Here is a 14,329-nt window from a genome sequence, read left to right as displayed (position 1 = left end):
TGACCAGACCCGCGCCGCTCCCGGAGCAGCTGCCCGAATCCCCCCACCAGGACGATCCTCCGTACGGTGATCCGCTGCACGAGCTGGTCCACGCGGCCGTGGCAGACCGTCCGGTGGAGGACGTCGTCCGGCTCATCACGCTGCTGGAGAGCTCGCCCGAGTACGCCCTGACCACGGTCGACGCGCTGCGCGTGGCCGGGGTCGACCGGTCAGTGGAGGATGTCACCCGCTTGGTGACCCTGCTCACCAAGCCGCCCCGGGAGACCGACTGCGCGGACGAGGCGATCCGCGCCGCCGCCGAGCGCCGCCCTGTCGAGGACGTCATCCGGCTCATGCAGCTGCTGCACCGCACTCCGGTGGAACCCCACTGCGGGCAGGCGGCCGTGCAAGCTGCGGCCGTCAACCGACCCGTCGAGGAAATCGCCGAGCTGATCGGCCGGCTGGCGGAGAACCAGACCGGCACCGAGGGCGTGCCGCTCGAAGCGACGTCTGCCGGGCCCACCGGATCCACCGGACCAGCCGACCCGCTGAGCGAGTCCGCCCGCGCGGAGCCCGAGGCCCCGCCCGCACCGGAGCGCCGGCCCACGGAGGCCCGCACGGCACGGATCGCCGTGCCGCCGAGCGGCACGGCGAAGGACGGCACGGCGAAGAGCCCAGCGGGGAGCGGCTGGAGCTCGGTGACCGCCGTCCGCGTCGCACGGGGCGCCGCTGCGCTGGTGTTCCTGTGCGGTTTGGCCCATGCCCCGCGCCACTGGGCCGGACTGTCCCAGGGCGTCCTCGGGGCCACGGCCGTCGCCGCCGGGCTGTGCATGCTGTCGGCCCTCGCCATGACGGCCCGGTCGGTGCCGGCCAGGCTCGTCGCCGCGACGGCCGCCCTCGGCGTCACGGCGTCGCTCGCCGCGGGGCAGGTGCTCGGCGGACGGTTCGGGCTGCCGGATCCGTTCCGCCTGCCGGGGGCGACCCTGGCCCCGCCGTGGCTCGCCGGTACGGCGGCGGCGACGGCCGTGCTGGCGACGCTGACGGTTCTGCTGGCGACCTTGGTGGCGGGCCCCCCACGCCACGGGGGAGCACGCTGAGTCAGGCCGGCGACTGCGCCGCTCCGGGTCCCGGCCGGCCGGGACCCACCGGGCGCAGCACCAGGTGACCGTCCGTCCGGGCGGCCGCCATGACGAACGGGAAGGTGTCCACCTCCAGGCACATCGCCACGTCCTCCGGGTGGACACCGCCCCAGCCGCGCCGCACGCCGTCCGCGAGCCGTGCGGCTGCGTCAGAGCGCCGGGCCCGGTCGAGGCTGGGCCCGGGGTCGGCGTCGTCGAGGGCACAGCGCTCCGCGATGTACTCGGCGCAGGCAAGGTCCTCCTCGGCGCGTCCCCGTCTTGGGTGACGACGAAGGTGACCGTCTCCGGCCGGGCCGCCGCAGCAGTTCGGCGGTCGCCCCTACGGCGACAGATCTGTGTTCCGGAACGTGGCGCCGTCATGCGCCGCGGGTTCGCCCGACGCGTTCGGTGACCCGGTGGGACCCTCACCGGGCGAGAGCTCCGGCGAGGGTCCCGGGGCGGGTACCGGGGGCCGCTGAGCTTTGCCGGGGAACTTCAGCCGTTCGAACGTCCGTGTCAGCTGCTGCAGCGCGCCGGGCGTCCGGGAGCCGGACTGCTGTTGCGGCAGGACGGGGGCGGGGAGGTCCCGGTAGGCCTGGAGCGCCTCCAGAGCTTGCTCGGCGGCCTCCTTGTACAGGTCCCGGGACGTCGTCATCGCCTCCAGTGCCTCGGCGTACATGGCGACCAGACGCCGTTCCCGCACCAGCTGCTCCCGGAGGGTCAACAGGGTCCAGTTCTCCCGTAGATCCGCCAGGGCTTCCTCGGCATCCAGCGGCAGGGGGCGCGGCAAGGCATCGAAACGTCGCAGTGCCGCGATGAGCTCGACCGGCTCGGAACCGTTCAGGAACACGCTGCGCACGCTGTGCTCCCGGCTGTCGTACTCCTCCGGCACAGGGCTCGGCGGCAGTACCACGGCGCCTCCGCGCGGCACTTCGACGCCGAGGTCACGCAGCGCCCAGTTGACGGCGCGCAGCTGGTGCGGGGCGGCTCTGTGTTCCACCACGCGGTCCCGCAGGCCGGGCGGTAGAAACCGGGACAGCGGTAGTCGGCCCCGCTCGTCGGGGGTCATCGCCTCGTGTACGACCAGGTTGACGTACCAGGTGTCTCGGGTTGCGTCCCGTAGCCGGCGGCGCATCTCCTTGTCGTCCGTGGGCAGCGCATTGCTCCGTCGGAAGCGCACACCGGCGAGCGTGGCGTGGTGGTCCCAGGAGCTGTCGTCGCCCTCGCCCGACCCGTCCTCAGGCCAGAACAGGGTCGCGGGCGAGGCCCACCCCTCGTCCCACGGATGCTCCGCCTCGGCGATGAGCCGCCATTGATGTCCCCGCGGCCGGTCCGCGCACGGTCCTAGGGTGAGCCTGGCTCGCACGGTCACCGTGCCATCGGCCCGCCAGCGTGCCTCGAAGATCCGGCGGGTGGAGTCCTCGGGCACGGGCGGCTCGGCGAAGTCGTCGATGTCGCCGCTCTCCTTGTGCCGGCGCAGGGTCTGGCGGACGAGGTCATCGGGTGCGGGACCGGTGTGGCGGCCGTGGGCCGCCCAGAGGGTCTGCGGGATGCCGGCGCGGCCGGTGACGGAGTTCGACATGGGCCAATCTGCTGATCGGGACGGTTGTGCAACTAAGTATCTCTCCGCTCGACGGAGAGATACACCGGCCGGTGGGTGCGGTACCGCGCGGCGGCGCGTGGGTGCCCGCGTGCACGGGACGCGCGCCGTCCACTCGGGGCGCGCACGGAACGCGTCGGGCGACCGACGTTCACACGTGGTCGAGTCCTCCTCCGGGGCCCACAATGGTCCGGCGAACGGGGTCCGCCCGTCCATCCGCTCAGGGGCGGGTCCCGTTCTCACCGCACCTGGGTCGCCGCACCTCGCGCCTCACTGGCGGGCGAACGTGCCAAGTCCGTTCCGGTCGAAGGCTTCGACCGTGACCCGGTCCGCACGACCGTTGCGTACGTGGTGGAAGGTGACGCCGGAGAGGCCGCTCGCGTTCTCGCCGGTGGTCTGGAAGCTGAAGGTGTCGCCGTCGTAGTGGGTCAGCCGGAAGACCGTCGGCTTCGGGCCGAGCCGCATGCTCAGTGTGCCGTGGGACGCGGTGACCGTGAGAGGACCGTAGTAGTCGTTCGCGTAGGTGCCGGTGTAAGCGTCGTCGGCGCGCGCGGCGGTGGGGTGCGCGGGAGGGCTGGTGTAGTCGGTGGGGGAGCGGGCTTCCTGCTGCTGGTGCTGGTAGGCCTGGTTCACGAGGGCCCGCCAGTCGGCAGTGGACCTGCCGTGCTGCGCGAGGTCGAAGAAGTCCAGTGCGATGGAGTCGGCGAGACCGACCGGCTCGCCGTTGGTGAGGACCACGATGCCGAGCTGCTCGCCGGGCAGCATGGTGACATTGGTGTTCGCGCCGAGGCCGAACGCGCCGGAGTGGCTGAGCCGCAGCCGCCCGAGGTCGTCGTAGCTGACGTTCCAGCCGAGGCCGTAGAAGCCGGCGCGGCCGGCCGGCGCGGCCGGCTGGTTCGCGACGATCTGCGGGACGTGGGTGCGCTCCAGCGGACCGGCGGGGATGATCTGCTTGCCGTCGAGTTTGCCGTTCGCCAGTTGCAGCCGCAGCCAGCGGGCCATGTCCCGGGCGCTGGAGCTGGCGCCGCCCGCGGGGGACTGGGCATCAGCGTCGCGCACATAGGCGGCCTGCCAGCTTCCGTCGGGCTCCTTCACGTGTGTGACGGCCCTGTCCTTCGCCTTCTCGAAGTCCGCGAAACGGGAACTGGTGGAGTTCATGCCGGCCGGGCGGTAGAGCGTGTCCTGCGCGAGCTTCTCCCAGGTCGTGCCCGTGGCCCGGGCGACGGCCTCCGCGGCGGCGGTCAGGCCGAAGTTGGTGTACGCGTAGCTCGCGCGGAACGGGTTGAGCGGCTCCTCGCGCAGATGACGGAGGATGTACGCCCTGTCGTAGCCGAGGTCCTCCAGGAGGTCTCCGGCGTGGTCCGGTAGGCCGCTGCGGTGGGCGAAGAGGTCGGCGACGGTGACGTGGGAGGTCACCCACGGGTCGTGCAGCGCGAATCCGGGCAGGTGCGGAGCCACGGGATCGTCCCACCCGATCGCCTTGCTGCCGACGGCGCCCGCGACGACCGTGGAGGCGAGCGGTTTGGAGACCGAGGCCAGCTGGAACACCGTATCCGGGCCCACGGTCGCATCCCGACCCACCTCGCGCTTGCCGAAGCCCTTCAGGTAGACCACACGGTCCTGGTAGACAACGGCTACCGCGACACCCGGCACGCCGGTCTGCCGCATCCCGTCCCGGATGAGGCCGTCGAGCCTGCCGACTGCGCGGTCCACGGCAGCGGCGGACAGCTGCGGGGGCGGTTGTGGAGGAGGAGCGGCGCGGGGCAACGTCGCAGGGCCGAGAAGCAGCAGCGGGGCGAGGGCGGACGCGGTGATCACGGTCCGTGAACGCGGCAGACGGTGTTCCGCGGCGTTTCGGTGTGCTGTCGTGCGCCGAACACCCATACGCCCCATTCAAGCCCCGGAACGGCACCTTGTCCTGTCGGCTCCCGGGCACGTCGACCCGCCCCTGGCTCCCGTCACCTCCGACCTGGCCGCACGTGCCCGGTGCGAGGAACGGCTCGGTGTCCGGTGCCGGGGCGGTGGACACCGTGACCGGCGTCCACACCGGAGCCCTGGCAGGCCGTGCGGGCGCTACGCCCCGCTCTCCCTGAGCATGTCCTCGCGCTCGACGATCTTCACGCGCTCGCGGCCCTGCGGTTCGCCCAGCGCCCGCTCGGCGGCGTCCAGCCGGTACCAGCCCTCCCAGGTGGTGAAGCGGACATCGCGCTCGGCGAGGAACGCGTCCACGGCTTTTGGCGCGGGCGAGGCCGGGGCGTGCAGCCGGCCGTTGGCGTAGTCGTCCAGCAGGTTTGCCACGGTCTCGTTGGCATCGCCCTTGGTGTGGCCGATGAGGCCGATCGGACCGCGTCTGATCCAGCCGGTGACGTACGTGGACTGGAGGTGGCCGCCGCCTTCCTCGATCACCCGGCCGCCCTCGTCCGGGACGGTTCCGGAGGCGAGGTCCCAGGGCAGCTTGGGCAGCTTCTCGGACAGGTAGCCGACCGCCCGGTAGACGGCGGTGACGTCCCAGTCCTTGTAGTCGCCGGTGCCCTTGACGTTGCCGGTGCCGTCGAGGGCGGTGCGTTCCGTGCGCAGCCCGGCCACCTTGCCGTCCTCGCCCAGGATCTTTGAGGGAGACTCGAAGAAGTGCAGGAACAGTTTGTGGGGGCGGTTGCCGACGTCTCGGATCGCCCAGTTCTCCAGGGTCTTGGCGACCATGTCGGCCTGCTTGTTGCCGCGCCGGGTCTCGATCGAGCCCTCGTCGTAGTCGATGTCCTCGGGGTCGACGATCACCTCGATGTTGGGTGAGTGATCCAGCTCGCGCAGTTCCATCGGGCTGAACTTGGCCTGTGCCGGGCCGCGGCGGCCGAAGACATGGATCTCCACGGCCTTGTTGGCCCGCAGACCGTGGTGGACGTTCGGCGGGATCTCGGTGGGCAGCAGCTCGTCCGCGGTCTTGGCGAGGATCCGGGCGACGTCGAGCGCGACGTTGCCGACGCCGAGTACGGCCACCTTCTCGGCCTGGAGCGGCCAGGTGCGCGGGACGTCCGGGTGGCCGTCGTACCAGGAGACGAAGTCGGCGGCACCGTAGGAACCGTCCAGCTCGATACCGGGGATGGGTAGTTCCCGGTCGGCCATTGCTCCGGTGGAGAAGACGACCGCGTCGTAGAAGGCGCGCAGGTCGTCCAGGCTGATGTCGGTCGGGTAGTCGACGTTGCCGAACAGGCGGACCTGCGGCTTGTCGAGCACCTGGTGCAGGGCGGTGACGATGCCCTTGATCCGAGGGTGGTCGGGCGCGACGCCGTACCGGATCAGGCCGAACGGTGCGGGCATCCGCTCGAAGAGGTCGATGGAGACGCCGGGGTCGGCGGCCACGTCGGACTTGAGCAGGGCGTCGGCGGCGTAGATGCCGGCAGGGCCGGCTCCGACGATGGCTACCCGCAGGGGGCGCGGCATGATCAGGTTCCCTTCGAGCGTGAACGGGGCGCTTGATCGGGAAGCCTAAACTAAGGCACACCTAAGTCGGTACGGGGGTCCGACCTATGACCTCATAAGGGGGGCTTATGACGTCCCCAGTAACCCCTTATGGGGTGTGGGGGGATCCTTCCCATCACACGGCGAGGGGACGGGTCTGTTGGCGGTTCAGGCGGGCCTGACGATCCGGTGGATCGCCGCCTCACCGGCGCTGTGGAGCGACTCCTCGCGGATCGACGCCCCCGGCCCCGGCGCGTGGACCATGACGCCGTCGCCGACGTGGAGGCCAACGTGCCGGTCGTCGTCGAAGAAGAGGACGAGATCACCGGGCTCCATGTCGCCGGGCGCAACCGGCGCACCGGCGAGGGCCTGCTGCTGCGCGGCCCGCGGCAGTACGACCCCGGCCGCCTTCCACGCAGCCTGGATCAGGCTGGAGCAGTCATAGGAGTCCGGCCCGGTCGCACCCCACACGCACGGCTTACCGATCTGCGCCCGGGCGAATGCGACGGCCTTGGCGGCACGCGCCACACGGGGTGGTACGGACAGGGGTGCGGGGAGGCCCGTGAGGGACCCGGGGTCCGGGGCTGGGGCAGAGCCGGTATCTGGGGCAGAGCCGGTGTAGAGGGCTGGGGCTGCGGTGGTTGCGACGCTCGTGACCGAGGGGGCACCGGAGCGGGGGAGCGGGCCGGTGGTGGGCGAGGAGTCGGCCGGCTGAGCGAAGGAAGCCGAGTCGGGAACCTGACCTGCCGGAGCCGCTGCGGGGCCGACCTCCTGCCACGCGCCGGTGCCCCAGGAGGTCTGCGCGGCCGTGAACCCGGCATCGGGGCCGGGGGGCGTCGGGCGGGGAGCGTACTGGACGGCGTACTGGGCGAGCAGGTCACGCGCTGCGGTGAGCTTGCTCCGGTTGCCGGCCTTGACCACGGCGGGCCCGGGGCGGCCGGGCGGGGCGGCGCCGGGCCGCGGAACAGCGGGCAGGGGCGCAGTGAGCGGAGCGGGCGGAGCGGTCACCGGGAGAACGGCCGTCTCGGCGTAAGTGGCGGTGGTCGGTTCCGCCGTACTCGGCCTAGGCGGTGACGGCAGTGGCCCGGTGGGATCGGGCAGCTGGGTCACTGGCCAGGGCGCACCGTGTTCGAGCGGCATCCGGGCGGGGAGGGCCGGCGGACCCGCGGTGCCGCTGCCAACCGGTTCGGTTGCCGCACCGGGACCGGTCAGTTCCCCTGTTCCCAGTTCCCCTGTTCCCAGTTCCCTTGTCCCGGCGGGCAGTTCGCGACTCCGTGCACCAGGTAGTGCCGGTTGGCCGCCCTCCGGGGCGGCCAGGGGCCGCCCCGTGGGGGCCGTCACTGGGCCGGCCGTGAATTCTGTCGCCGTGTGGCTCGCGCCGCTCTCCAGCGCTTCGGGTCGCCGTCCTGCGGGCAGCCCTGTTCCCGGAGTTGCCCGCTCACCGCCCGGGAGAACACCCTCCCTACGGCCGCGGGGGAGTGCCGGAACGGTTGGAGGGACGGGCCGTCGGTCGGCAGGCAGCGCGGCCGGAACAGTCGGACCGAGTCTGGCCCGTGCCATGTCGAACCACTGTCGCGTCACTTCATCAAGCACAGGGTCCGGGCGCTTCCCCGGCCGTTCCGCCGGCGAAGCGCCCCGGGAGCGCGTACGGGTCGTCATGGCCCGGGTCGCGTTGTAGTTCCCGGTCGCGTCCTCGGCCTGATCGTAGAGGGAGTTGACTCGCTGCCGCACCTCGTCGCTGCGCTCCGGCGCCATGGAAGATGTGCTCCTTCCTCGCCCCGCGGGGCAGTTGGGCCGTTCGTCGTCCGGGCACGGTCGAGCTTCCAGGGCCGGACCACACGGCGGCTCACCGGGGCTGAGCCGGGCTGCCTCGCGTCAACCTAGCCAACGTGTGTACCTCGTGTGAAGTTTGAGGCACGAAATATCCGATACCTATGTGTGATGTTCGTCGTGGCGTGCGACGGGGAAGACTGCGGTCCGACCTGTCTCCCTGTGCCTGTGCGCCGGTCCGCCGCCGCTCCGGCAGAGCGCAGAGCCGCCCCTGCCCGGCGCACACCTGCCTGGTCCGTGCCACGGACCGGGCGCGACGCGGGAACGCGGGGCTCAGCTGACCTTGAGGGTCTGCTTGGCGAGTTCGTACGCGGGCAGCATCGCATCGTGCTCCTCGGTGTCCATGCCACCGAGGTGCAGGACGACCGGACCGTTGGGAGTGGTGACCGCGAAGGCGCACTCCTTCTTCGTCTCGTCCAGGAGCTTGCTCTTGTAGAGGTAGGTCACTTCCACGGCGGAGAGCCCGCCACCGGTCTTGAACGAGTGGTACTTCGCCTGGGTGACGTTGTCCTCCGCGGCGACGAACTCCCGCAGTACGCTACCGGCGTCGGCCTTGCCCGTCTTGCCGGTCCACACGCGCAGGAAGCCGATGTTCCCGGCCGGCTTGGCGTCGACCTCGCAAGATGCCGTGACCGGACCCTGGTGGAGCAGGGCCTCGGCTAGGTCCCCGTTCGCGCCACCGTCGGACCCCTTCGACGCTTTCGACAGCCCCGCACCCGCATCGATCGCCTCGGCCTTCCAGCCTGCGGCGACGTCGAAGGTGACAGGCAGGCGGCAGGCGGAACCCGCGGCACCGAGCGTACCTCCGCTCGCAGCCGCAGTGTCCTCGACTCCCGTGCTCTGCGCGGTTGCGGTTGCGGTCGGTGATGCGCCAGCGGGCTTCTTCCCGTCACCGCCCGCCGAGTGCCCGCACCCGCCGAGCACTGTCACCAGTGCTGCGGCCACGAGCGCCCTGCCCCCCGTAGACCCCGCCCTGAACTGCACCATCGTCTCCCCTCCAGTTTCGGCCGTCACTGTAACCGAGCCACCGCCACGACGAACTCCATTAATTCCGGGCCCCTGCACACCGACGGGTCCTCGCTCCGCCGGACCGTCCCGCTCTGACCGCCGTCCTCCGACCGCAGTGCCTCGGGCGCCGTTCTTGGTCCGCACTGTCGAGAAGGCCGGATCCTCGGGCTTGAGCCCGAGGCGCAAGTCGATACGTCCGCGGCGGCAACGACGTCACCGGCGCCGTCCGTTCCGTCGAGGCCGTCACTACCGGCTCAGGCCGGCGGCGCGCGGCCGAGCAGGTGACCGTCACCGGCGACCCAGAAGAGGCCGACACCAAGGCGTGCCGGGAGCTGGGGCCACGGTCGCGGCCGGGCTGATGCCCGGTGGGTGAGGGGTGCCACGGCCAGCGGGGGACCCTTGCGGTCAGGGTTTGCGCGCCACTCCCACGTACACCGGCTGCTTCTCGCGTACGCGCATCCCCGGCTCGGCCCGCCAGCTCGTGGCGGCCACCACACCCGGCGCGTACAGCTCCAGGCCGTCGAAGAACCGGGTCACCTCGGCGTGCGACCGGGCCTGGACGGGAGTGCCGCCCGAACGGTAGACGGCCTTGATGCGTTCCCAGACCTCCGGGTCGAACTCGGCGCTCACGTGAGAGACCATCAGATGGCTGCCGGGCGCCAGGGGCTCCAACAAGGTCCGGAGGATCCCGCAGGGGTTCCGTTCGTCCGTGACGAACGGGAGCAACGCGATGAGGGACAGGCCGACGGGCCGACTGAGATCCAGGTGCTCACGGGCGTACTCCACGATCCGCTCCGGTTCGCGGATGTCGACGTGCAGATAAGCGGTTCGGCCCTCGGGGGTCCCGTGCAGCAGGGCTTCGGCATGTCGCAGGACGATCGGGTCGTTGTCCGCGTACACCACCCGTGCGCTCGGGGTGACCTCCTGCACGATCTGGTGCAGATTCGGTTCGGTGGGGATACCGGTGCCCACGTCCAGGAACTGGCTGACGCCCTGGCGGGCGACGAAGCGAGCGGCACGGTGCATGAACTCCCGGTTGGCCCAGGCCGTGTCTTTGACGTGCGGAAACAGCTCCAACACCTCCGCCGCGGCCTCGGCGTCGACGGGGTAGTGGTCCTTTCCGTCCAAGAACCAGTCGTACATCCGCGCGGAGTGCGGCCTGCTGGTGTCGATCCGCTCCGGGCTGAATCCGGTCTCTGTCACGTCGGTTCTCCAGGATGGTGGACGGTGGGGGGTGAGAGGCTGGGGCGCTGGCCCGAGGCCTTGCTCCAGCAGGTGGTTGAAGCCGCACGGGTCAGTGGCAGCGGGACGCCGTCGCGATGTCGTGCCGATGCCAGACGGCGTCGACCACCCGGCCGTCGGGCAAGGTGTGCCGGGGCGGCCCCTCGTCCAGGACGAAGCCCGCGCGGGCCAGGGCCCGCCGGCTCGCGGTGTTCCCGCGTTCGGCGCCCGCCCGGACCGTGGTCAGCCCGGCATGGGTGTGCGCGAGCGCGGCGCCCGCGCGGAACAGTTCCACGCCCAGTCCCTGGCCGCGACAGTCCGGCGCGAGCCAGCCGCCCATCTCGCCCGAGCGGTTCTCCAGTTCGAGGGCTCCGGCATAGCTGAGGTCGGACCTGCGCACACAGACCAGGATCAAGGCCTCATCGGCCCCGGGCGTGAAAGGCTCGGCCAGCTTGCGGGGTACCCGTCGGCCATCGTCGCCGGCGGGACGCCACCGCAGCAGGGCCCGGCGGATGCCGGGATCGGGCACGACCCGGTCCGCCTGGCTGCCGAGCCACCGCTGTGCTTCCGGGTCCGCGCACGCGGCGAGCGCCGCCGCCACGTCCAGCCGGTTCCGGGGCGTGAACAGCAACAGCCGTTCCGTGGTCAGCACGTGCCGGTTCGGTGTGCACCGCCCGGGAGCGGGGAGTTCAGGCGTGGTGCGGCGTCGCCGGTTGAGCGACCAGACCATGACACCCCCGAATCCCGGCGCGACGGCACACGCGGTGGACGCGGCACCCCTACGGGCCCGCGAACCGCCGGCGGATGCGGACGACCCGCACCGGCGGTTGAATCTAGCGGCTCCACGGGCCGGACATCGCATCTCCGAGGGGTGTTCCGGACATGCCGATGCGGCTGCGCACCCATGACCAGGCTCAGGAGTTCTTCGAGAGGCTGGAACCGGTCGAGCCGGACATCGTCCAGGTGCGCACGCGGCGTCCCGACGGCGCGGGCGAGAAGAACATCCGTGACGAGGACACCGCGATGTACGGCGCGGTCGCCCGCCAGCCGTGACAGACCCGGGGCCGGGGTCCGACCCACCTCCCGGACCCCGGCCCCCGGTCTGCCGTCGACGGGTCGGGCGCCCCCCGGCCGGCAGCGCGGGCCGGGCCGCGCCGTTCGAGCCGCGCTCGGGTGCATGCGTGCGGCTCGGACGGCGGGCGGCAGCGGGGCGCTGGTCGACCCGGGCGCGCCCGCGCTTGGCAGGCCCCGGCCACCACGACGGCGCGCGTCCACGCCCTCGCGGGCCACGACGGGCCCAGCACCCAGGTGCCCCCGGAGGGATCCGCGCGGCCGGTGCCAGAAAGGCGGCCGGTGCCAGAAAGGCCGTGTCGACCACCTGAACGAGAATGGCCGAAAAGGCGGGGGGACCCGCCCTGAATTCGGTAAACCTTCCCTGTGCCGCAAGTGCCGCGAATCGCCGGGAAAACATCGGGAAGACACAGGGGAAAGGGAACCGATGCACGAGCAGTGAAGCCGTTATGTCTGTCGAAGACCGGGATCAACCCGGCCGCGAAGAAACTGGGGGAACGGGTCATGTGCCTGTGCACGGTGGCAAGACCCTGCGCACCGCAGCGTCTCTCACCGCAGGCCTTCGTCTGGCCGCCACCCGCATCACGCTCACCTGGAGTGACGGGCCGCATGCAGAGGTCACCGGAATCAACGTCCGGACAGGCCTGAGAACCCTCAAGATCACCGACCTGAAGCCGGTCCGCTGATCTCAAGAACGGGGCGTGGTCCCGCCCTACCCCACTCGGGGCGGGGCCCACACCCGCAACACCGTCCCATGGGCCTTCGCGGACAGTGGGGACGGGTTGTGGGCCCCGGGCGGGTCTGCACCGCTCGGGGCCTGCCGGACGCGGCCGGCACGCCGGTGCCGACACGGATGAGCGCAGCCCCATGCCGTGGGCGGAGCGGAGACGCCACAGCAGCTAGGTGCCGCGACGGGGCGAACGTTGCCTGTTGCGGCACCTAGCGGGGGTCGGTCGCGGAGGAGCCGTGCCGGAGGGCGTCGAGCCCGTGGTGCCGGCGGCGGTGGACCGGTGTGCGGTGCAGTGCGATGAGTGCGGCGTCGTCGTCCAGTCGGCCGCCGACGTGGGCGAGCAGGTCCCGTCGCAGATGGTGCATCAGCGCCTCGGGGCTGTCCTCGCTCCAGCGTGTCACCCGCTCGATGAGCGGATAGAACGCGCCTTGAGCGTCCCGGGCCTCCACCACGCCGTCGGTGTACAGGAGCAGTGTGTCACCGGGCTCGAAGGAGAACACGTCCAGCGTGTGTTCGGCACCCCCGTGCACCCCGTGCACCCCGTGCACCCCGAGCGGCGGCGACGGATGCAGACTCGGGACCGTGACGACGTTGCCGGGGCTCAGCAGCAGCGGCGGTGGGTGGCCACAACTGGTCATCCGGGTGACCGGGTCCCGGTCCGGAATCTCCACGAGCAGGGCGGTGGCGAACCGCTCGCCCGCCTCCTCCGGCGTATCCAGGTCCTCCGCGTGCCGGATGACGCTCTGCTCCAGCGCGGTGGCCAGCTCCACCAGCGGGATGCGCCGGTGTGCGCTCTCCCGGAAGGCGCCCAGCAGGAGGGCCGCCTCGCCGATGGCGGACAGGCCCTTGCCCCGGACATCGCCGATCAGGACCCGTACGCCGTCCTCGTACCGGGTCGCCGCATACAGGTCGCCGCCGATCTGCGCCTCGTCCTCCGCGGCCAGGTACAGAGAGGCGATCCACAACGGGCCGATCTGTTCCGGCAGGGGCCACATCAGCACGTGCTGAGCGGCCTCGGCGACGGTGCGCACCTGGGCCAGCTGGGCCTGCCGATGCTCGCGTAGGGCGCTGTAGACGACGAGGATGACCGAGAGCACCGCGAGCGTGATGATCTGCACGATGTGGTTCATGGTGCTGAGTCCGCCGTGGGTGACACCGATGAGGATCTGCGCGGCCAGCGCGAGCGCTCCGACGGCGGCTGTGGCCCGGGGCCCGGCCAGCGAGGGGGTGATCGCGGGGGCGATCACCAGGGCCGGTCCGAGGTGGACGGTGGTTGGCGTCTGCACGTCCACCACCGTGATCACCACGATGAACGCGACTGGGAGCAGCAGTAGCGCATGCGGCGACTGCCACGGCGGTCGTGCGTCCGCGATCCCGAGGCGGGGACTCATGCCTACCAGCGTGCTCCCGCTCCGGTCAGGCGGCCACTCGCCGCCTGCCACCGGGGGACGGACCCGTCGGCTCCGTCCCCCCTCGGACCCCGTCGCAGCAGCGGGGCGGTGCTGGCCGTATCACTGCTCCGATCTTGGTGTTCCTGTGGTGTCTGTTCCTCGACCTGTGGACCGGTTGGTGGACACTTGTGCCCTTCTACATCCTCTTGGGGCGGTCCGCGCGAACCCGGGCGCCCGGGAGAGGGCGGAACCCCGGCCACCACGGATCGTCCCAGGCTCTGCAGAGCAGCAGTCCGCTTCGTGCGGTTGGCTGGTTTGCCTCTGCCGATGGTATGTGTTTCACCCTTACGATTTCGGACTATTCGCCTCAGTCGTGGTGAATGACCCCAATCGATATAGGGGCACGCATGGGAATGAAGCGAAAAGCGTGGGGGTTTCTCGCGACCGTGGTCACCGCCGCGGCTGCGGTGCTGGTCGGCGCACCGACGGCTTCGGCGTATGGCCCGTCGTACTGCAACAGTTCGACCTGTGACCTGTCGGTCTCGCCGAGCACCGGCGGCATCTACTTCGAGATGCCGCGATACACGGCGGTGTCCATGATCTGCTGGACCGACAACCAGTGGTACGACGGCACGAACCGCTGGTTCAAGGTCAACACGGTGTACGGGCAGGGCTACATGATCGCCAACCAGGTCTCCAACCAGACCAGGGTCGGCCACTGCTGACCCGGCCTCGCGACTGGGTCGGGTCCCTCTGCGCGGGAGAACCCGGCCCAGTTCCCCACGGCGTGGCCGTCGATTCACACGGTGAAGGAACGGTGTCGACCGCCGTGGTCTCGTTGGGCGGGCTGCCAGAGACCGCAGCCGCATCGATACCACCTGCCCACGTCCAGCGTGATCACCCCGGCAGACGGTCACACCAGCCG

Annotated in this window: 12 protein-coding genes and 2 pseudogenes; 5 read left to right on the top strand and 9 right to left on the bottom strand. The window is 71.3% G+C overall.

Annotation, left to right across the window (positions count from 1 at the left end; all coding sequences use genetic code 11):
- The first annotated feature begins 98 nt into the window (after positions 1-98).
- Complete coding sequence (locus LK06_RS00810; RefSeq protein ID WP_234367320.1) at positions 99-1,076, top strand: hypothetical protein; 978 nt, start codon at positions 99-101, stop codon at positions 1,074-1,076.
- Between the two features lies 1 nt (position 1,077).
- On the opposite strand, the gene LK06_RS34995 is transcribed toward LK06_RS00810, so the two are convergent.
- From LK06_RS34995 to LK06_RS00780, 6 genes are all read right to left on the bottom strand, one after another.
- Complete coding sequence (locus tag LK06_RS34995) at positions 1,078-1,200, bottom strand: hypothetical protein (protein ID WP_324618347.1); 123 nt, start codon at positions 1,198-1,200, stop codon at positions 1,078-1,080.
- A 237-nt stretch (positions 1,201-1,437) separates the two neighbouring features.
- Complete coding sequence (locus LK06_RS00800; protein ID WP_052269801.1) at positions 1,438-2,679, bottom strand: hypothetical protein; 1,242 nt, start codon at positions 2,677-2,679, stop codon at positions 1,438-1,440.
- Positions 2,680-2,967: 288 nt separating this feature from the next.
- Complete coding sequence (locus LK06_RS00795) at positions 2,968-4,581, bottom strand: serine hydrolase (RefSeq protein ID WP_052269802.1); 1,614 nt, start codon at positions 4,579-4,581, stop codon at positions 2,968-2,970.
- Between the two features lie 189 nt (positions 4,582-4,770).
- Complete coding sequence (locus tag LK06_RS00790) at positions 4,771-6,135, bottom strand: FAD-dependent oxidoreductase (RefSeq protein WP_039650199.1); 1,365 nt, start codon at positions 6,133-6,135, stop codon at positions 4,771-4,773.
- A gap of 186 nt (positions 6,136-6,321) precedes the next feature.
- Complete coding sequence (locus tag LK06_RS00785) at positions 6,322-7,161, bottom strand: C40 family peptidase (protein WP_234367319.1); 840 nt, start codon at positions 7,159-7,161, stop codon at positions 6,322-6,324.
- A gap of 1,095 nt (positions 7,162-8,256) precedes the next feature.
- Positions 8,257-8,970, bottom strand: a complete 714-nt coding sequence (locus LK06_RS00780) for a lipoprotein (protein ID WP_234367318.1) — start codon at positions 8,968-8,970, stop codon at positions 8,257-8,259.
- A 212-nt stretch (positions 8,971-9,182) separates the two neighbouring features.
- On the opposite strand from LK06_RS00780, the pseudogene LK06_RS34120 reads away from it, so the two are divergent.
- Positions 9,183-9,364: pseudogene (locus tag LK06_RS34120) on the top strand (flavodoxin family protein); the annotation flags it as partial.
- A gap of 32 nt (positions 9,365-9,396) precedes the next feature.
- Here the strand turns inward: LK06_RS34120 and LK06_RS00770 are convergent.
- Together LK06_RS00770 and LK06_RS00765 are read right to left on the bottom strand one after the other, a co-directional pair.
- The gene (locus LK06_RS00770; protein WP_039650201.1) at positions 9,397-10,194 is read right to left on the bottom strand and encodes an SAM-dependent methyltransferase; all 798 of its coding nucleotides are present in this window, start codon (positions 10,192-10,194) and stop codon (positions 9,397-9,399) included.
- Between the two features lie 91 nt (positions 10,195-10,285).
- Entirely contained in the window at positions 10,286-10,864 is a 579-nt protein-coding gene (locus LK06_RS00765; RefSeq protein WP_234367317.1) for a GNAT family N-acetyltransferase, read from the bottom strand.
- 224 nt (positions 10,865-11,088) lie between these two features.
- Here LK06_RS00765 and LK06_RS00760 point away from each other — a divergent pair.
- A pseudogene (locus tag LK06_RS00760) lies at positions 11,089-11,265 on the top strand (SAM-dependent methyltransferase); the annotation flags it as partial.
- A 524-nt stretch (positions 11,266-11,789) separates the two neighbouring features.
- Positions 11,790-11,969 (top strand): hypothetical protein, encoded by a 180-nt coding sequence (locus LK06_RS32925; RefSeq protein WP_052319035.1) that lies wholly within the window; start codon positions 11,790-11,792, stop codon positions 11,967-11,969.
- A gap of 253 nt (positions 11,970-12,222) precedes the next feature.
- Here LK06_RS32925 and LK06_RS00755 read toward each other — a convergent pair whose 3' ends face one another.
- Positions 12,223-13,404 (bottom strand): PP2C family protein-serine/threonine phosphatase, encoded by a 1,182-nt coding sequence (locus LK06_RS00755; RefSeq protein ID WP_052269803.1) that lies wholly within the window; start codon positions 13,402-13,404, stop codon positions 12,223-12,225.
- 407 nt (positions 13,405-13,811) lie between these two features.
- Between LK06_RS00755 and LK06_RS00750 the strand changes: the two genes are divergently transcribed.
- Positions 13,812-14,129 (top strand): hypothetical protein, encoded by a 318-nt coding sequence (locus LK06_RS00750; RefSeq protein ID WP_159025090.1) that lies wholly within the window; start codon positions 13,812-13,814, stop codon positions 14,127-14,129.
- Positions 14,130-14,329 lie beyond the last annotated feature (200 nt).

Source organism: Streptomyces pluripotens, assembly GCF_000802245.2.
Taxonomy (GTDB): Bacteria; Actinomycetota; Actinomycetes; order Streptomycetales; family Streptomycetaceae; genus Streptomyces; species Streptomyces pluripotens.
The sequence above is the reverse complement of the archived record's forward strand: the minus strand, read 5'-3'. Positions and strand labels throughout refer to the sequence as shown.